This window comes from Acinetobacter sp. 25-47-122, from assembly GCF_056779695.1.
Genome location: NZ_JBWYIJ010000002.1, coordinates 42,024 through 61,178, shown reverse-complemented (window position 1 = coordinate 61,178; position 19,155 = coordinate 42,024). Strand labels below are relative to the sequence as shown.

Here is a 19,155-nt window from a genome sequence, read left to right as displayed (position 1 = left end):
GCTTAGTTTAGGGCATCACACTCACACATTTCATACTGCACTCCCTCAAAAAAATGCTATAAACATTCATTCGTAAACAACTTCATTAAACATGCTTAAATTTAGCTTGTACTCATTTATATCACTGTTATTTCTTTGCCAAGCTCATGCTCGTCAATTAGCACTGAGTTTTGATGATGGATTAAATCCAACTATCGATCCTACTGCTCCACACATCAATCAACAAATACTAGCGCATTTAAAAAACAAAAATATTCAATCTATCATTTTCCCAAGTTACATCAAAATCGGTGACAATGCGGGTAAAGACTTAATACGTCAATGGGATAAACACGGACACATTGTTGGCAATCACAGTGCTTTTCACGAAAATTTAAATAAACCTGAAGTTTTGGCGAAAGACTACATCAAAAGCATTAAAATTAATGAATTGGTTTTTCATGATTTACAAAACTTTAGGAAAATTTTTAGATATCCCTATCTCAAAGAAGGTAATAATATTGCGAAAAGAGATCAAGTCCAAAACTGGTTAAAACAAAATCATTACCAGCATGGTGGTGTCAGTATTGATGCAAGTGACTGGTTTTATAATCAAAAATATCTAGCGTATCTAAAAGCAGGAAAAACGTCACACATTAAAAGATTGAAGCGTGCTTATATTGATCATCTTCTTGATCGAGCTGAATATTATGATTCACTCGCATTGCAAACCCTTCAACGCTCTCCTCAGCATGTATTGTTACTCCACACGAATGCGATTAATGGACAGTTTCTAGGCGAGATTATTTTAGCCTTAGAAAGCAAAGGGTGGACAATAATCAATACAACAGATGCTTATGTTGATCCGTTATATCAGAATTTCAGCCCTAATATCCCCGCTGGGGAGAGTGTTATATGGTCTATCGCCAAAAGCCAAAATATTGAAAGTTTAAGATATCCTGCTGAGGATGCACCTTATGAGCGTGAAAACTTACTCAAATATGACTTGGATGATCACAAGGAATAAATCTTATTTTTTAGGCGCAGACTCACACATTCAAGCATTGTCTGATTTTGCAATCACTTCAAATTTACCTTGTGCTGTTTTTACTAAAATCAAACCTTCGGCACTGATATAAAATTTATTTGGATAATCAAATTGTAAAGCCAAATCAGGATTTCTTAGTTCAAGAAATTGTGCCTGTTTATAGCCTTCGACGGTTCTGCCAACTTCCAAATAGGTCACTTCAGAAAAATTGAGCTTAAATCCTTTTTCGTGATCACTTGGATCATTCCAAGGAAAAAATCCCGTGTGCTTTTTACGTGGCTTTGCCATGAAATATTTCTCATATTTGACTACATTTATTTTAACTCAAAACACAAAAAAACCCGCGCATTGCGCGGGTTTTTTACAGCGAAATTCGTGAACGAATTACAGGCTGTAGTACATATCAAATTCAACTGGGTGAGTTGTCGTATTAAGACGACGAACTTCTTCAGTTTTAAGCTCAATGTAAGCATCAAGCATTTCTTTAGTGAATACGCCACCTTTAAGAAGGTAATCGTGATCGGCTTGAAGAGCTTCTAAAGCCATATCCAAGCTGTGTGCAACTGTAGGAATTTTTGCTTCTTCTTCAGGAGGTAGATCATACAAATTCTTGTCTGAAGCTTCACCTGGATGAATCTTGTTTTGAATACCGTCGATACCCGCCATTAACAATGCAGCGAAACCTAAGTAAGGGTTCATCATTGGATCTGGGAAACGTGCTTCAATACGTTTACCTTTCGGGCTAGAAACGTATGGAATACGGATAGAAGCCGAACGGTTACGCGCTGAATAAGCAAGCATAATTGGCGCTTCATAATGTGGCACTAAACGCTTATACGAGTTTGTAGAAGGGTTAGTAATCGCATTTAATGAGCGTGCGTGCTTGATGATACCGCCAATGAAATACAATGCCATTTCTGAAAGGCCTGCATATTCATCACCAGCAAACAAGTTCTTGCCGTCTTTAGAAATTGACATATGAACGTGCATACCAGAACCGTTATCACCAACCATTGGTTTAGGCATAAACGTTGCAGTTTTAGCATATTGATGAGCAACGTTCCAAACAGCATATTTAAACTGTTGTACTTCGTCAGCTTTACGAACCATAGTGTTGAAGCTCACACCAATTTCTAATTGGCAAGATGCAACTTCATGGTGATGTACTTCTACACGACCTGGCCCCATGATGTCTTCAATTTTCGCACACATTTCTGCACGCATATCGTGGTGAGAATCAACTGGAGGCACTGGGAAGTAACCACCTTTAACGCGTGGACGGTGGCCTGAGTTACCTGATTCGTAAGAATTACCTGTAGACCAAGCAGCTTCTTCAGCGATTAATGTATGGCGAGCACCAGACATATCGATGTCCCATTTAACTTCGTCAAATACGAAGAATTCTGGTTCTGGACCAAAGAAAGCAGTATCACCAATACCAGTAGATTTTAAATATTCTTCTGCACGGCGAGCAATTGAACGTGGGTCACGGTCATAACCTTGACCAGTAGATGGCTCAATAACATCACAAGTCACCACTACAGTTGGCTCTGCAAAAAACGGGTCGATAAAACCTGTTTCAGCATCTGGACGTAAGATCATGTCAGACGCTTCGATACCTTTCCAACCAGCAATTGAAGAACCGTCGAACATTTTACCATCTTCAAAAGTATCTTCATCGATAGTATCTGCTGGGTAAGTAACATGTTGTTCTTTACCCTTAGTGTCCGTAAAACGGAAGTCTACCCATTTTGCGCCACTTTCTTGGATGAGTTGTAGGACCTTGTTCGCCATGCTCATTTTGCTCCGATGATTTTTTGTTGCACATTTAGTGCGTGTTAGTAGTTGGTAGTTTTAAAGCAATTACCGTACCAACTTTTAAAAGCAAAGCTAAAATCTTGAAATCCTTATCAGATTAACAGCTTTATTCACTTTGCTTTGCGACTATTATACTGTGCTTAAAACTAAATGCACCATATTCAGGCACAGTTCATCGCAATAAAAAATATTTATTTACAACCTGTATCAAAATGGTGCACCTCAGAGCATGATCGTTTAATTATTAAACTTAAAGTCAAGTTTATTCAGGGATTTAATTACTTAATTTACCAAACGATATATTTTATAAATTTTTATAAATTAGAAAAATGGATCAAATTTTCAGGCACATGCGTTTAATGCCTTGTTTTATATATCAATAAATAAAAAAATTTAATATTTAATTTTTACTTGAAAGACTAAAATTACAACTCAATCATGACTTTATTAATACACATCGAGCCATGATGAATCTAAATTTTGTGCATCATATTAGTTCATTAAAATTAAATATCTTCGCTAAATGATGTAAAAGTGAACGACCGCGAGACTAAATCTTATAAATTATAAATTTACTGAGTGCATTTTGTTTGTTTGTTTTTAAAACAAATCTTACTCATCAAACAGAATGATTAAAAAAACTTATGAATAACACGTATGAGCTTTTAGATTCAGATCAATATTTCATTTATTAGCGCTCTTCACCTAGAACCATTCATTCACACATTAATTTGATTTAAGTGATCAATATTGCTGATGTTTTGAACCCCAAAATTTAACCTGCGCTGATAAAAGAATCTGCTATGATAACTGCCACTTAATCGCTTTGAGTTACTAGACAAGGATGCAGTCAACACCCTGTGATGTATCTTATTAATGTGAATAACAAAGCTAAATTAAGTTAAATTATAAATTTCAAGAGGTTAAGCTTAAAATGCTTCTGATGATCGACAACTATGACTCTTTTACCTACAACATCGTCCAATATTTTGGCGAGTTAAATCAGGAAGTAAAAGTGGTCCGTAATGATGCCGTGACTTTGGAGGATATTGAGCGATGGCAACCAAAATATCTCGTCATTGGACCTGGTCCCTGCTCTCCCTCTGAGGCAGGTATTTCAATCCCAGCGATTCAACACTTTTCAGGCAAGATTCCACTGCTTGGGGTGTGCTTAGGTCACCAAAGTATCGGGCAAGCATTTGGTGGAGATATTGTTCGTGCAAAAAAAGTAATGCACGGGCGTTTATCTGACATGTACCACTCTGATCAAGGGATCTTTAGCAATCTACCCTCTCCATTCTCAGCGACTCGCTATCACTCTTTAGTCATTGATCAAGCGACTTTACCTGAATGTTTAGAGGTGACGTGTTGGACCAATGAAGAAGATGGTTCTATGGAAGAAATTATGGGTGTGAAACATAAAATCCTTCCCGTTGAAGGTGTTCAGTTCCATCCAGAATCGATACTCAGCCAACATGGCCACAAAATTTTCCAAAACTTCTTAGAAATTTATGCGTAAGAGCAAGACATGAATATTCAACAAGCATTAAACAACATTACGAAAAATATTGAATTAACACAGCCTCAAATGGAAGCTGTTATGCGCACCATTATGGATGGTGAAGCGACTGATGCACAAATCGGTGCATTGATGATGGGTTTGCGTTTAAAAGGCGAAAGTATTGACGAAATTACTGCTGCTGCACGTGTGATGCGTGAATATGCGATCAAGATTGATGTCAGTGATCTTCCATACTTAGTCGATATCGTTGGCACGGGTGGTGATGGACAAAACCTGTTTAATGTATCAACTGCATCAAGTTTTGTAATTGCAGCTGCAGGTGCAACGATTGCCAAACACGGTGGCCGAGGTGTGTCATCAAAATCAGGCTCGTCAGATCTATTAGAACAAGCTGGTATTAATCTCGACCTAAATATGGCACAGACTGAACGCTGTATCCGCGATTTGGGTGTGGGTTTTCTCTTTGCTCCAAACCATCATAAAGCAATGAAGTATGCAGCAGGTCCTCGTAAAGAATTGGGCTTCAGAAGCATTTTCAACTTACTTGGCCCGCTTACGAATCCGGCTGGTGTAAAGCGCTTTGTAATTGGCGTGTTCTCAACAGAATTATGTCGACCTATTGCTGAAGTTCTTAAGCAACTTGGTGCTGAGCACGTCATGGTTGTTCACTCTAAAGATGGACTAGATGAAATCAGTCTTGCTTCATCCACCTATGTCGCTGAGTTAAAAAATGGTGAAATTACTGAGTGGGAAATCCTCCCTGAGGATGTAGAGATTGAATCTCAAACATTGACGCATTTATCTGTTGATAGCTCTGCTGAAAGTTTGGCACTGATCAAAGATGCACTAGGTAAGAAAAAATCACCGAAAGGTGAAAAAGCGGCCAGTATGATTGCATTGAATGCTGGTGCTGGTATTTATGTCTCAGGTTTAACTTCGAGTTATAAACAAGGTGTGGCATTAGCACATGACATCATTTATGGTGGTCAGGCACTTGAAAAGATGGATGTACTTTCTGAATTCACAAAAACAATAAAACATTATGAAGCTTAATTAAGTCAGGACATTCTTATGTTAGATATCGCGAATACTATTCTTGGCAAAATTGTTGACCGTAAACAAGAAGAGTTTGCTGCACGATTAAAACAACGTAGTTATAAGGACGTCGAAGAACTCGCTCAAGCCGCTAGCCCTGTTCGCGGTTTTGCTCAAGCACTACAACACAAACGTCCTGCTGTCATTGCTGAAATCAAAAAAGCATCTCCTTCTAAAGGCATTATTCGAGAAAACTTCAATCCTGCTGAAATAGCTGAACAGTATCAATCAGCGGGTGCAGCTTGTTTATCAGTACTTACAGATATTGATTTCTTCCAAGGTGCCGATGAGAACATTCATATTGCTCGCTCTCACTGTGATTTGCCTGCACTAAGAAAAGATTTCTTAATCGATCCTTATGGTGTGATTGAAGCTCGTGCATTGCATGCAGACTGTATCCTTCTCATTGTTGCATGTCTTTCAGATCAACAACTTGAGGAAATGTCGAAAACTGCATTTGAACATCATTTAGATGTACTGGTTGAAGTGCATGATGAATATGAACTAGAACGTGCTCTCAAATTATCAGATCGTTGTTTATTAGGCGTTAATAATCGTAATTTAAAAACTTTCGATGTTGATTTGAACACATCAATTCGTCTAAAAAAACAACTTGCACCATCTCGTTTATTAGTGACGGAAAGCGGCATTGCAACCTCAGCGGATGTCACCATGATGCAAGAAAATGACATTCACACTTTCCTTGTGGGTGAAAGTTTTATGAAACAGCCTCGTCCTGATCATGCCTTTACAGCATTATTTGGCGAACCTCAGAATATTTAACTCTAATATTCTGCGGTAAGGTTTTCAAATTCTAAGCTTTAGACCTGATAAGAATGGATTCCCGAATCCATTCTTGCCTCCATTAATTCCAACAACAATAGCTAGAACAAATTCAAAATAAATTTGATTAATAAACCATCAAACACTTATCATTATTTTTCAACAATAAATAGAACATAATCTTATGAAAACGAATCGCTTTAATCCCACATGGACCATTGCTATACCTATAGTTTCACTGGTTATTCTGGGTGTATATCATCTTGTTCCAAGCTTTCCATTTATTGTCACATTACTTTGTGTTGGTCTGATTGGCAGTGTAGTGACTGCTGTGCATCATGCAGAAGTTATTGCTCATAAAGTAGGAGAACCGTTTGGTACGTTAGTGTTGGCATTATCCGTCACGATTATCGAAGTTGCACTGATTGTTTCAATGATGATGTCAGGTGGTCCTGAAGCCATGGGGCTTGCACGTGATACGATTTTTGCAGCGGTGATGATCATCTTAAATGCAATCATTGGTCTAAGCTTATTATTAGGTGCCACTAAACATCAAGTTCAAGGCTTTAATTTAGAAGGTGTCACTGCTGCTTTAGGCACCATGACCGTCATTATTGTTATTGCCATGGTATTGCCAAATTATGTGACTAACTCACCAGCTATTGGCAGCTACAACAATTCACAATTATTTTTTATCGCCATCATTACTTTGATATTATTTTCAGCGTTTACTTTTTTCCAAACTGTACGTCATCGTGACTACTTCCTACCAGTAGAAGTCGATCAGAATGCTGTAGAAGAAGATGTCTTCATTCCTAGTATTCATACTGTCATGATCAGCTTAATAATGCTGATCGTCTCTTTGATTGCTGTGGTATTGTCAGCAAAAGGAATTTCTCCAACACTTGAAAGCCTACTGACTCAGTTTGGCGCACCGTTAGCGACCCTTGGGATCATAATTGCAGCAATTGTATTACTGCCAGAGTTTGGAGCTTCTATTCGTGCAGCAAAAGCAAATCGGCTTCAATCAAGTTTAAATTTAGCCATAGGTTCTGCAATTGCAAGTATCGGACTTACGATTCCTGTGGTGGCTTTTTTTGCGATCGGCATGGGCTGGACACTCGAGTTAGGTTTAGATGCAAAATCATTAGCATTACTCGTACTATCACTTTTTGTTGTTTCAAATTCTCTGCGTACTGGATACACCACCATTTTGCCAGGCATTGTACATCTGTGTATTTTTGCCACATACCTATTTTTTAGCTTTGTCCCTTAAGTTATCTCCACTTAATTTAACCTGTTAAAATCAACTTAAATACTCCTCACTACAAAGTTGAGGGGTTTTCGGATTATAATCACATTCATTCATCTTCCACTTTAAAGTTACAAACACGTTATGAGTAAACATGATTCTTCTTTATCAAAAGATCAATTTAATTTACTGAAACAGTTTAAGAAACAAATCAGTAATCCTGCTCCTCGTGTTGAAGCTCCTAAACCTATTGAAAAGACGGTTGAACAAGAGCATGAGGAAGATTTAGAACTCTTTCGTCAGCAGATGCAAGGTGTTCAAAAAATTGATCATGGCAATATTGCAAAAATTGAGAAACCATTAAAAAAGAAATTGGATGCTCAAACCTTAGCAAAACGTGCTGCTGCTGAAGGTCCAATGCATACTGATGAAACTGTGATGTCTGATACTCAAGCCATGCTCAATCCAGTTGGCAGTCAGGCTAGTCTCAGTTATCGAATTGCGACCTTACAACATAAAGTATTTGAAGATCTGAAAGCTGGAAATTTACGTTGGTTTGAAGCAGTTGATTTGCATGGCTGTACCGTAGAAGAAGCACGTTCAGCTGTATTGCAAATTATTCAGATGGCGAAAGAGCAAAATCAAAACGTCATTAAAATTGTTCATGGTAAAGGCCCTGAAGCTGTTTTAAAAACCTATGTTAATAGTTGGCTCAGACAACATCGTGATGTTTTGGCTTTTGTCAGTGCGCCTGAAAAACAAGGTGGCACTGGCGCGGTCTTAGTTCTGCTTAAACGTGCAGAAAAGAATCCAAAATTTACTCAATAATCGGAATTTTTTCTGAATATACGGCATTGTAATCGTTTTCTGATACAATGCCGTCCTTGTTCAACATCTGTGTAAGTGAACACGTCTTATGTCTATGCAGCAATCCTACGCCAACATTTTAACTGCCGTTGGCGAAGATCTTACTCGTCCTGGTCTTAAAGATACACCAATGCGTGCTGCTAAAGCTTTTTCGTATTTGACGTCAGGTTATAGCCAAACGCTTGAAGAAGTGACCAACAATGCGGTCTTCCCTTCAGACAACCGTGAAATGGTTTTGGTCAAGAACATCGAATTCTATTCGCTTTGTGAACATCATTTACTGCCGTTCTATGGACGTGTGCATATTGCCTACTTACCAGAAGGTCAAGTTTTAGGTTTATCTAAATTTGCACGTATTACTGAAATGTTTGCCCGTCGTCTACAGATTCAAGAAAATCTAACTCAACAGATTGCTGAAGCTGTGGCTCAAGTGACTGGTGCTAGAGGCGTAGCTGTTGTCATTGATTCAGCACATATGTGTATGATGATGCGTGGTGTAGGCAAACAAGAGTCAACTACTCGTACAGTATCATTTGTTGGGGACTTTAAAACTAACAAAGATGAACGTCGCGAGTTTCTGAGCGCTGTTCCAGAAAGTTATTAATTCATAAAACCTCAACCCTGTTGAGGTTTTTTTTAGACCGTATTCCAAGGCTCAATTTCTTAAGGTGAATATATGACATCTCTTCATGTTGCAGGTCAAGGTCAACAACACGCAGAAAAATCAGTCGACTTCCCGCGTCCTGATCGTCTCGTCCAAGGCAATCCCGAACGTCACACCTACAGTCTTTATGAACACGAGCATATGGAATGTGGGATTTGGGAATGTGAAGTTGGTGCTTGGAATATTCAATTTGCCGACAATAAACAAGAATTCTTTCAAATTATAGAAGGAAAAGTTCGCATCCACATTCAAAGTAAAAATCACTTTATCGAAGTTTCTGCAGGTCAAGCAGGTGTAATACCACCAGGATTCATTGGAACATTTGAAGTCGTTGAGAAAGTGAAAAAGTACTATGTGAATGTAATCGTTTAAAAACAAGCTTCTCCTTTCAACACAGTACTTCCTAGTACTGTGTATTTACCAATAGCGTGTAAATCCTAAACTAGTTTGATGCCAATCATGCTGTTCTTGTAATTGATAATTCCAGTGAATAGAGATAGCACTTTGCGAGTTAAGTGCATACTGAACTGAGGATCGTAGTCCGAGCTGCCAAGCCTGCTGATCTTCCCAAAAAGGGATTTCAATTTGCACTAAGCTATTCACTCGATCTGACCATAAACTTTGGCAACCTACAGTTGGCCCTAGCCCCAATCTCCAACCCTTTTCTAAACTTTTTCCAGCTTGAATATGATTTTGCATCTGCGCATAACACAGTTGTTCACGATCTGCATCTGCCCAACTATATCCAAACTGTGTTGATAGATTCAAAACACCATGTTGCTCGGTATCACTGAAATTTCCAGAATCATCAATTGAGATTTGCTTCCAACCGAATCCAAATCCCCAGCTCAACGGCGTCTTAAAAGGCGTAATTGGATTATAAGAATTCACTTCTAAAAGATCTAAATCAGCCAACTTGAATTGATCATTCCGTAACTCGAGACTTCCCTCAAAAAATTTCAACTGTGTTCCAAGTCGGTATCCACCCTGAGGATCAGATAAATCGTGATAGGCTTGTCGATGGTTGATCTGCACAAACGTATCGTCCTGCACTCGTCCAAATTCAATCGATGTTTTTCGAGCATGATGCCCATCCACAGGGTCAATTCGTGGTCTTGCCACTTCAGTACGTTGTTTTTCAACAGGAAGTTGGCTTCTTAAACTCAAAATTTGTCGTATTTTAGGTTGCGCAATACTCGCTTCGATTTTTTGAGAAATGAGCTGTAGATACAAATGATCATATGCCATCTCAAGAATACGCGCCTGATCCTTGGCCGTAAATTGAGCTAAAAATTCACGCATTTGTGCTGGTTGCACCAGCGTTAATTGATGTGCCGAATGTGCTAAGTCATTACCATGTTGTTTTGCTTGATGAAGTAACTGCGTTTCAAGTGCTGGGCGATAAACAGTATCTTTAATGAGGCCTTGCTGCTGCACCGCTTTGATGGTTTCGACTGGAATTGCAATATGACTAAACTGTGCTTGTAGATTGGCATCGGGTTTTACCAAATCAATGAGTCCCAATAAGCGGTAGGCACAATTATCACTTATAAAATAATAGGGAAATTGGACATGCTTTAACTCCCAGATATGTTGTACTAAACGTGTGGTTTCTTCTGGGTTTAATGCTAATTCGTATTCCCACAAATCACGGCTTTCGAAATCACCATACTCTTTTACTTTTCGATAGTAGGGCATTAACGAATATTCACCTGGATATTGACCCGTTAAGCCTTTCCAAGCAAAAGAAAAACTATCACTATTTTCGACCGTCGCAGCGTAGTTGACTGCATAAGAAATAAGATTAAGCTCTTTTTGATCTTTAGGATCAAGACGTAGCAAGGTATGACCAAACATCGAACTTGGATTTCCCATGAAATCTGTCGCATAAATCAATGTTGCTTGATACGGTTTAATCTGTCCAATCCATTCCTCTAGAGCAGGACAATCTGCTTTAGGAAGCTCCTCTTGTTTTATTTTCAGTTGTTCTATTAACCATGCAGAGCGAGCTGGGAAACGACATATAATGGATTGATCTTGTCCTCGATCTATAAATAATTCACGAATATTTGCATTCAGCTCATCTTCTAAATTATCTGCACCATTTGCACTAAAAAAAAATCCTGAATAGCTGACTTCACTCTTCGCTTGATGTGCATACATTAATCTTTGCCAAGTTTTATTTTTATCAAGCTTATGGTGTTGTGCTTGTGCAATATATTGTTCAACTGGAGAAGTATATGCATGTGTCAGAAAGCTACTGACAATCAAGGCAGAAAAAAAAGCAAATTTCATAAAATGAACTTAATAATGATGAAACAAAAAAACCCCGCCATAAGACAGGGTTTTCGCAATTAAACGTAAGCTTTTAAAACTTCGTCTTGAGACATAACAGTTTGAAGAGATGCAAGGACTTGGAATGCATCTTGATTGTCCGCTGAATAAATTTCAGAGAAATTTTCTTTTGATACTGCAAAGAAACGTGCTTTATCTTCAGATTTAATATTCAGAAGCTCTGCAAGGACGTTAAGACTTTCCCCCTCACCTACCGCCATATCACGTGCAAGAGCTTCGGAATTTTCATTTGTAAATGTTACTGCTTGTGCTGTTACTGTACCTGTACCACTACAGCCTAACGTCCCGAAAGTAATACCGAATAATTGGTTAGCAAATAAACCGTTGGTCGTACCTGCTAAGATTTTTGCAACTTTACCAGACTGACCTGCCCAAACTTGTGAACCGATACCACAACCAACATCACGGTCAGCAAATGCAGCTGTTGATCCTACTGCCAATACCGCAGCTAAAGCTAATTTTTTATACATAACATCACTCCAAACTTGATGTGCTCAAGTGTTCTTTATTGTTCCAATTTTGTTCTTTTACGAACTTCTTTAACATAGCGATATCAAGCCAAGAACGCAAAACAAATCTTACCAATGCCATCAAGTATTGAGTTTTTTTGATGAATTAACTTATTCGCCCTTCAATCGCCACAAACCCTGTGAATTACGTTCACCTAAGATTTTTAACACCAATACTAAACTCAGCATTAGTAGGAGATACCAAGAACCAAGTTTCCCCCATCCCACCATATGCCACTGTTCCACTTGCGTTGGATACAACCAAATTTGATAAAAAGTACTGATATTTTCAGCAATCCAAATAATAAATGCCAACAACAAAAGCACAGGAAGCATTGGCAAGGTCATCTCATGATATTTAAGCTTGAACGTTATTTTAGTTTTCCAAAATATCAACACGCTCGATGCAAACAATAAGTATCGTATATCTGGGATAAAGAACTTCGTCATAAAGTTTAAATAGGACAAGATCGCTAAACTCATCATATTGAAAAAACTAGGTAAGTTCTCAATTTCTACGCGATAGAGCCTGAGTGAACGAGCAAAAAAACTGCCTACGGCAGAATACATAAATCCCGCAAAAAGTGGTACGGTCATAATCTTAAATGCCGCAGGTTGCGGATATTGCCATGATGCAATCTGTGGATGTGTCAGGAAAATCTCCATGACCATTGCCAACATATGAAATATTGCAATAACTTTGGCTTCAGCCCACGACTCTAACTTTAAAAGCAGTAAACAGACCTGAATAACCACTGCATAAATCAAGAGGTAGTCGTATCGGTACAATCCATAATATTCTTGATGCCCTATCGAAGCCGTCAAAGCAAAGGCTAGCAGTAATAAAATACCAAATAAGGCAGCGGATGCTGCCTTATAATGAAACTCAAACAATGATTTTAAAAAGCTCACACATTCATCCTAAATGTTTAGCCTAAATATTTTGCGCTGTACTCATGTACCGTATCAATGAAAACTTTAGGATTCGCAGGATCTACCCATTGGGTGATACCGTGTCCAAGGTTTGCAACATAACCCGTTTTTTCACCAGCAGCATAGGCATCATCGAGCATTAGTTTTACTGACTTTTCGATACTCGCAGGAGAGCCATATAATGTTGCAGGGTCTAAATTACCTTGTAGGGCAGCGCGACCAGCAACAGTTTGACGTGCAACATTTAAAGGGGTTGTCCAATCCAGTCCAAACGCATCAGCGCCAGTTGCGATCATAGGCTCTAACCATTGACCACCACCTTTGGTAAATAAAATTACTGGTACTTTGCGACCATCATTTTCACGCTTTAAACCTTTCACGATTTTGTGCATATAATTGAGTGAAAATTCTTGATATTCTCGATGTGCGAGTGCCCCCCCCCAACTGTCAAAAATTTGAATCGCCTGCGCACCTGCCTCAATCTGTGCGTTCAAATAATCTATGACTGAATCAGCCAAATGATCTAACAAGGCATGTAAAACTTCAGGTTGTGCATACATCATTTGCTTGGTGTAACGGAAATCTTTACTCGACCCACCCTCGATCATGTAAGTTGCGAGTGTCCATGGGCTTCCAGAAAACCCAATTAGCGGTACTTGACCACCTAATGCTGAGCGAATTGTCGACACTGCATTCATGACATAGTCTAAGTCCGATTTAGCATCAATTTTTGGTAATTGGGCTACATCTTGTTCAGTACGGACTGTTTTCTTAAATTTTGGTCCTTCCCCTGCTTCAAAATATAGTCCTAAGCCCAAAGCATCAGGAACAGTCAAAATATCTGAAAATAGAATGGCTGCATCTAAGTCATAGCGACGAAGCGGCTGTAAAGTCACTTCACAAGCAAAGTCATTATTTTTGCACAAAGAAAGAAAATCACCCGCAGTTGCACGTGTCGCACGATATTCAGGTAAATATCGACCAGCCTGACGCATCATCCAAACTGGCGTGCAGTCCACAGGTTCACGTAATAAGGCACGCAGAAAACGATCATTTTTTAAGGTCGTCATTTACTTTCTCGATGCAAAATTGAAATTCCATTAATCATACCAAAAAGCTGCACTTTAAAGTATTTAGTTAGAATGAAAATAAAGATTGAGACTATCGGAATTTATTTGATTTAAACAAAACAAATACTGCATATCCGTGTTTTTTCTGCAATACTTTGTCCGTGTTTTTATAAATCAATATGAATAATTCTTAAGGTTGAATTACATGTTCGTTCGCTCAATTCTTGCTTTGAGTTTAAGTTGTATTATGTCTGGAACTGCATTGGCTGCTTCTGGTACTGCTGAACAACCGCTTTCTCCAATTACAAAAACGAGTTTAGATACTATTCAAGATCCAATTGATCCTCTCGCGGTAGAATCTAGCTCTGAAGCCCAAATTAGCCAGCAAGAGCAAAATGATCTAAATCAAGCTGCAGATACGCTTCAAAACCTAGAAAGAACTGAGGATAGCACTGCGGACATTGGCAGTGCACCTGCATCTTCAGCAGTGACAAATCCAGCTCCATCTACATCAGCACCTGCTACAGCAAATTCATGGACGCTAGACAGTCTGAATAATGCTGAATGGTATGAAAATATTGGCAAAGGTCAGTTCCCTGTATATGCCCGTGCACATGTAATGTTAAATAATTCACATGCTTCACCAGGTGCTATTGACGGTACAAGTGGAAAAAATACACTTAAAGCAATTGCTTCATTCCAGCAAATGAATGGCTTAAAGGCTACAGGTGTTTTGACGAAAGAAACTTGGGATGCTCTAGTTGCACGCCAAGCTGGTAAACCTGCTTATGTTGAATATACGATTACTGAAGCAGACCTAAAAGGTCCTTATGCAGCCTCAATTCCTCATGACTATGCTTTACAAGCGAAAATGAAAGGTCTTTATTACACTCGTGTAAGTGAAATGCTGGCTGAAAAATTCCATATGGATGAAGAGTTTCTCAAGAAACTAAATCCTAAAGCGACATTTAAGAAAGCGGGTGAAAAGCTTATTGTGACCAACATTCGCAATGAACTTCCAGAAAATATTCATTTAATCGTGGCACATAAAGGCGCTAAACAACTTTATTTGTTTAACCAACAAAACCAAATGGTTGGTTCATTCCCAGCAACCATCGGTAGTGCTGACACTCCATCGCCGACAGGAACATACAAAATTACTGGCGTAGCGAAAAACCCTTGGTATAGCTATTCACCAAGTAACTTTGTACAAGGTAAAAACTTGAAGCCACTTTCATTACCACCTGGTCCTAATGGCCCTGTAGGTAATATCTGGATCGGTTTAAGCAAAAAATCGTTCGGTATTCACGGCACACCTAATCCATCAAGTATTTCAAAGACAGCTTCACACGGTTGTATCCGCTTAACCAACTGGGATGCGAATGATTTGGGTAATAAAGTTCGTTCTGGCGTTACCGTAAAATTCTTAGAATAATCTAATTTTAAAAAGCCTGCTTCAAGCAGGCTTTTTTATCCTTTTTACGTTTCAAAATTAGAACGATACGTTGTCCTAATCCACTATCTTATTCATTTTAAACTATTAAAATAACATCATCTTTAAGAATAATGAAAGGAGCATCATCATGAATGCTTATTTACATCGCAGTGAATCACGTGGTCATGTAAAAATGGGTTGGTTAGAATCCAAACACAGCTTCTCATTTGGGAGCTGGTATGACCCTAACCACATGGGCATCAGTGCTCTCCGTGTCATTAATGATGATCTCATTGCTGGTCATCAAGGTTTCGGTACACATCCACACGACAATATGGAAATTCTCACCTGTGTATTACAGGGAGCGATTACACATAAAGATAGTATGGGTAACCACGGTGATATCAAAGCTGGTGAATGGCAACTGATGAGTGCTGGTACAGGCATTCAACACAGTGAAATCAATCAAGGTGATGAAACAGTTCATTTACTGCAAATCTGGATTATTCCAAATCAGCGCAATGCAGAGCCGAATTACCAACAAATTCAACTCGATCCTGCTGAACAACCGAACAAATGGCATCTGATTTGTGGGCCCACAGAACAAGCACCCATGCATATTCGCCAAAATGCGGAGGTTAAAACAGCTGTTTTGGAGAAAGGTCATTCACTTGAAGTTGTTCCAACACAACATGTCAGCTATCTACATGTGATTAGTGGTTCAATTCAAGTCGCTGAACACACTGTGAATGCTGGAGATGCTATTGCATTTATTGATCCAGCGCAGATTGAAGCATCAGAAGATGCTCGTGTGATTTGGTTCGATCTTCCAGAAAAAGTGGCTTAAACGCTGTAGAGAAACCACCTTAGGGTGGTTTTTTTATGACTTGCTCAAAAAATTAAATAAAACAGTAAATATCAGTCTTAATATCGCACGAATATGAAGAAAATAAAAAAAGCCACTAATGATTAGTGGCTTTTTAAAAATTTGGCGGAAGCGGTGAGATTCGAACTCACGGAGGACTCACACCCTCGTCGGTTTTCAAGACCGGTGCATTAAACCGCTCTGCCACGCTTCCAATGGCGGCTATCATATAAATATTTTTTAAAATTGGCAAACACTTTTCTAAGAAATTTTGCTCACCTGCCTATTTTTAAATCAAAAAGCACTATTTTGCTGAATTTTCGAGCTTTTCATAGCGAATTGAATTAATAAACCATGTTTTTTTCCCCAAGGGTGTATGTACCTCAAATTCATCATCTACTTGCTTACCTAACATTGCACGTGCCATAGGTGAATCTATTGAAATATGTTGAGGATGATGATCATAAATTTCATCTACACCGACAATCCGAATCGTCTTTAGTTGTCCTTCCTCGTTCTCGATGTCTACCCAAGCGCCAAAATATACTTTGCCCTCTTGTTCAGGAGAAAAATCGATAATCCGCAACTCTTCAAGTCGTTTACCGAGGTAACGAACACGACGGTCTATTTTTCGTAAAATTTGTTTATTGTATTGATAATCTGCATTTTCAGAACGATCACCTAAACTGGCAGCCCAGTTCACTTTTTTGGTGATTTCAGGTCGTTCCTCATGCCATAAATATTGTAGTTCTGCGACCAATTTGTCATGCCCACTTCGGGTAATTAAATTCGATTTCATAGGCGATAAAATGAGTATTTTGCTTACGTTATAGCGACACATTGCAACATTTTATACCGCATTTCTACATGGAAAAATTTTATAAAGTTTTTTCTCTTTATTAATCAAAACCTTAAAACCATGTTTTTTATTTTTTTTTGTACAAAATTTGACATGAGTAAAATTGACCATTAATATGCGCCCATGTTTTAGCTTGATTACTTTTTGTACGAAGATCTTTTCTTCAATATTTTATCCACCCACACATGTCATTTTGAATGACGTTCATGACGCCCACCCTAATTGAATTTATCAACTTTAAATAAAAGTTTAAGGCGGTACTGCTTTTGCTTTTTTTGGGCATAAATTACTTGTAGCGGAGACAACATGCGCAGTAGTTCAAACACTGGATCGAGGCTTTGCCTTAATTCACTAACTTCTTCTCTCTCGTTTAAAGCGATGGTCCTCGCTACAGCATTTATCCCATTTCATGCATTAAATGCAACAAAGACCGACAACCAATACAACTCCATTGTAAATTCGAACAAACTTACAGTGGTGGCCGTGTCAAATCCCACCGTGGTTTTTAAAGACGGTAACTTCAAACATGGCTTTGGCTATGACTTGGTGAGCAGTTATGCTCAAAATTTAAATGTAAAACTCGATTTTAAAACGGTTCAAAGTAATGAAGCCGCTTTGAAAATGGTGCAGCAAGGTAAAGCTCATTTTGCGGTGACCACAGCATCGATCATGACCATTGAGCAAAAGAATCTTACAGGTTTTTCCGCATCATGTGGTGACCTTGAAAGCTTACGCAAAAATGGACTTAATCCAGAAATCAATTGGGTTTTTAAAAATGCTGCTGATCCTTTAACAGATACTGCAAGTGGTTTTGTTTGTCAAAGCAAGCAAAATGGTGCTATCCGTCAAATGGCATCTTTCTACAACCGCAATGTGGTTAAACAAGATGATTGGGATACTATACAGCGCAATCTGAAAACACGTATGCCAATTTATAAAGCAAGCTTTAAGAAGTCAGCCCAAACATACGACTTAGATTGGCACTTCCTCGCTGCGATAGGTTATCAAGAGTCTTTCTTAAAACCGAATTCTGTGTCTCCCACAGGTGTGCGTGGCATCATGATGCTCACCAACAACACAGCAAAAGCAATGGGTGTGTCGAATCGTGTTGATCCTGCTCAAAGTATTGCAGGTGGTGCGAAGTATTTTGATCTGATGATGTCGAAATATGATTACATTCCTAAACATGATCGTTATTGGTATGCCCTCGTGGCTTACAATATGGGGCCAGGTGCCACAGATGCGATTATGAAGCGCCTAAAAGCCCAAGGAAAAAATCCGAATGATTGGATACAGGTATATGATTTTCTTTACCGTAATCAATCGCACAATACGCGTTATAAGCAAGCGATCCAATACGTCACTCGTATTCGTGCTTATTTAGAACATATTAAAACGACACCAAGTTTGGTGAGTATTTAACAAAAAAAGCTTACCTAAAGGTAAGCTTTTTTTTTGTTTAAAAAGTCTTAAGTAGTTTGCTCTAAAACTTTTTTGAACAAATCTTTTTGTTCTTGGCTTGGCTTCGCTGTTTGTAAAGCCATCAATTGAGACATATCGCCTTGAACTTTGATTTTACCAGTCATAAATGCTTGCATAGCAGCAGCCATGTCAAACTCTAAGAATACTTTGCGTAAAGTATCCGCATCTAAGTTTAAAGTTGTTTTAGCATTCGCAGAAGCGCCTTTTTGGATCTTACCGCTATCAAGCGCTAATTCAGTCGTTCCTTCGCTACCTGTTACTACAAGATTCAATGCTAGATTTGCTAATGATGGTGGTAAGTTCAAATCACCAGCTTCAGCTGTAAGTTTCTCAACGTTTGCAAACCAATCATCAGTTAAAAATGCAGGCATGTTCTTTCCTCGATGTATTTATTCAATTTATTGCGTTACCTATCCAAGATAACAACATGTAGAAGCTTTACGCTTGAGAGAGTTATAGCATGATATTTTCCAAATGCGATACGTTTTTTTGTACTCGGCGTTCGATTTTTTTTGTAAATAAAACTATTCGTCTAAATATCATCAAATCTTTATTTTTTCACAAGTTTGTCAATGATTTTTTGTATCGGTACTACGACCTAAAGTGACAAAAAACATCA

General features: G+C 38.6%; 19 protein-coding genes and 1 tRNA gene. 11 read left to right on the top strand and 9 right to left on the bottom strand.

From position 1 onward, the window contains the following. Nucleotides 1-91 precede the first annotated feature (91 nt). Complete coding sequence (locus AC1M9P_RS01815; protein ID WP_481586576.1) at nucleotides 92-1,006, top strand: polysaccharide deacetylase family protein; 915 nt, start codon at nucleotides 92-94, stop codon at nucleotides 1,004-1,006. A gap of 30 nt (nucleotides 1,007-1,036) precedes the next feature. On the opposite strand, the gene AC1M9P_RS01810 is transcribed toward AC1M9P_RS01815, so the two are convergent. Beyond that, nucleotides 1,037-1,315 carry a hypothetical protein gene (locus tag AC1M9P_RS01810; RefSeq protein ID WP_481586575.1) on the bottom strand — a complete coding sequence of 93 codons (279 nt, stop codon included), beginning with the start codon at nucleotides 1,313-1,315 and terminating at the stop codon, nucleotides 1,037-1,039. A gap of 96 nt (nucleotides 1,316-1,411) precedes the next feature. Then, nucleotides 1,412-2,827, bottom strand: coding sequence for a type I glutamate--ammonia ligase (gene glnA / locus AC1M9P_RS01805; RefSeq protein WP_171076768.1), 1,416 nt, complete (start codon nucleotides 2,825-2,827; stop codon nucleotides 1,412-1,414). Between the two features lie 952 nt (nucleotides 2,828-3,779). Here glnA and AC1M9P_RS01800 point away from each other — a divergent pair. The 7 genes from AC1M9P_RS01800 to AC1M9P_RS01770 all read left to right on the top strand — a co-directional run bounded on the left by AC1M9P_RS01800 (nucleotide 3,780) and on the right by AC1M9P_RS01770 (nucleotide 9,400). Continuing rightward, a complete protein-coding gene (locus AC1M9P_RS01800) occupies nucleotides 3,780-4,364 on the top strand; it encodes an anthranilate synthase component II (RefSeq protein WP_481586574.1) in 585 nt (194 codons plus the stop codon). A 9-nt stretch (nucleotides 4,365-4,373) separates the two neighbouring features. After that, the gene (gene trpD / locus AC1M9P_RS01795; protein WP_035266991.1) at nucleotides 4,374-5,420 is read left to right on the top strand and encodes an anthranilate phosphoribosyltransferase; all 1,047 of its coding nucleotides are present in this window, start codon (nucleotides 4,374-4,376) and stop codon (nucleotides 5,418-5,420) included. An 18-nt stretch (nucleotides 5,421-5,438) separates the two neighbouring features. After that, nucleotides 5,439-6,245, top strand: a complete 807-nt coding sequence (gene trpC / locus AC1M9P_RS01790; protein ID WP_481586573.1) for an indole-3-glycerol phosphate synthase TrpC — start codon at nucleotides 5,439-5,441, stop codon at nucleotides 6,243-6,245. 184 nt (nucleotides 6,246-6,429) lie between these two features. Beyond that, a complete protein-coding gene (locus tag AC1M9P_RS01785) occupies nucleotides 6,430-7,521 on the top strand; it encodes a calcium:cation antiporter (protein ID WP_035266988.1) in 1,092 nt (363 codons plus the stop codon). 120 nt (nucleotides 7,522-7,641) lie between these two features. Next, nucleotides 7,642-8,325 carry a Smr/MutS family protein gene (locus AC1M9P_RS01780; protein WP_035266985.1) on the top strand — a complete coding sequence of 228 codons (684 nt, stop codon included), beginning with the start codon at nucleotides 7,642-7,644 and terminating at the stop codon, nucleotides 8,323-8,325. A gap of 94 nt (nucleotides 8,326-8,419) precedes the next feature. Continuing rightward, nucleotides 8,420-8,968 (top strand): GTP cyclohydrolase I FolE, encoded by a 549-nt coding sequence (folE, locus tag AC1M9P_RS01775; protein WP_171076769.1) that lies wholly within the window; start codon nucleotides 8,420-8,422, stop codon nucleotides 8,966-8,968. Nucleotides 8,969-9,040: 72 nt separating this feature from the next. Continuing rightward, nucleotides 9,041-9,400: a cupin domain-containing protein gene (locus AC1M9P_RS01770; RefSeq protein WP_481586572.1), complete on the top strand. Its 360-nt coding sequence runs from the start codon at nucleotides 9,041-9,043 to the stop codon at nucleotides 9,398-9,400. A gap of 45 nt (nucleotides 9,401-9,445) precedes the next feature. Here the strand turns inward: AC1M9P_RS01770 and AC1M9P_RS01765 are convergent, their stop codons facing one another. From AC1M9P_RS01765 to hemE, 4 genes are all read right to left on the bottom strand, one after another. After that, nucleotides 9,446-11,323, bottom strand: coding sequence for an Lnb N-terminal periplasmic domain-containing protein (locus AC1M9P_RS01765; protein WP_481586571.1), 1,878 nt, complete (start codon nucleotides 11,321-11,323; stop codon nucleotides 9,446-9,448). A gap of 59 nt (nucleotides 11,324-11,382) precedes the next feature. Next, entirely contained in the window at nucleotides 11,383-11,853 is a 471-nt protein-coding gene (locus AC1M9P_RS01760; RefSeq protein WP_481586570.1) for a DUF3015 family protein, read from the bottom strand. 150 nt (nucleotides 11,854-12,003) lie between these two features. Then, on the bottom strand, nucleotides 12,004-12,804 hold the full coding sequence (locus AC1M9P_RS01755; RefSeq protein ID WP_481586569.1) for a DUF817 family protein: 801 nt from the start codon (nucleotides 12,802-12,804) through the stop codon (nucleotides 12,004-12,006). 17 nt (nucleotides 12,805-12,821) lie between these two features. Further along, nucleotides 12,822-13,895 carry a uroporphyrinogen decarboxylase gene (hemE, locus tag AC1M9P_RS01750; protein ID WP_035266972.1) on the bottom strand — a complete coding sequence of 358 codons (1,074 nt, stop codon included), beginning with the start codon at nucleotides 13,893-13,895 and terminating at the stop codon, nucleotides 12,822-12,824. 205 nt (nucleotides 13,896-14,100) lie between these two features. Between hemE and AC1M9P_RS01745 the strand changes: the two genes are divergently transcribed. Continuing rightward, entirely contained in the window at nucleotides 14,101-15,330 is a 1,230-nt protein-coding gene (locus AC1M9P_RS01745; protein WP_035266970.1) for a L,D-transpeptidase family protein, read from the top strand. 148 nt (nucleotides 15,331-15,478) lie between these two features. Beyond that, on the top strand, nucleotides 15,479-16,177 hold the full coding sequence (locus tag AC1M9P_RS01740; protein WP_481586568.1) for a pirin family protein: 699 nt from the start codon (nucleotides 15,479-15,481) through the stop codon (nucleotides 16,175-16,177). A 142-nt stretch (nucleotides 16,178-16,319) separates the two neighbouring features. Here the strand turns inward: AC1M9P_RS01740 and AC1M9P_RS01735 are convergent. Both AC1M9P_RS01735 and greB read right to left on the bottom strand, forming a co-directional pair. Next, nucleotides 16,320-16,409: transfer RNA gene (locus AC1M9P_RS01735), tRNA-Ser, on the bottom strand. A 90-nt stretch (nucleotides 16,410-16,499) separates the two neighbouring features. Next, nucleotides 16,500-16,994, bottom strand: a complete 495-nt coding sequence (gene greB / locus AC1M9P_RS01730; protein WP_092765943.1) for a transcription elongation factor GreB — start codon at nucleotides 16,992-16,994, stop codon at nucleotides 16,500-16,502. A gap of 366 nt (nucleotides 16,995-17,360) precedes the next feature. Between greB and AC1M9P_RS01725 the strand changes: the two genes are divergently transcribed. Then, a complete protein-coding gene (locus AC1M9P_RS01725; RefSeq protein WP_481586567.1) occupies nucleotides 17,361-18,476 on the top strand; it encodes a transglycosylase SLT domain-containing protein in 1,116 nt (371 codons plus the stop codon). Nucleotides 18,477-18,523: 47 nt separating this feature from the next. Here the strand turns inward: AC1M9P_RS01725 and AC1M9P_RS01720 are convergent, their stop codons facing one another. Next, complete coding sequence (locus AC1M9P_RS01720; RefSeq protein WP_092765941.1) at nucleotides 18,524-18,907, bottom strand: SCP2 sterol-binding domain-containing protein; 384 nt, start codon at nucleotides 18,905-18,907, stop codon at nucleotides 18,524-18,526. Nucleotides 18,908-19,155: the final 248 nt, after the last annotated feature.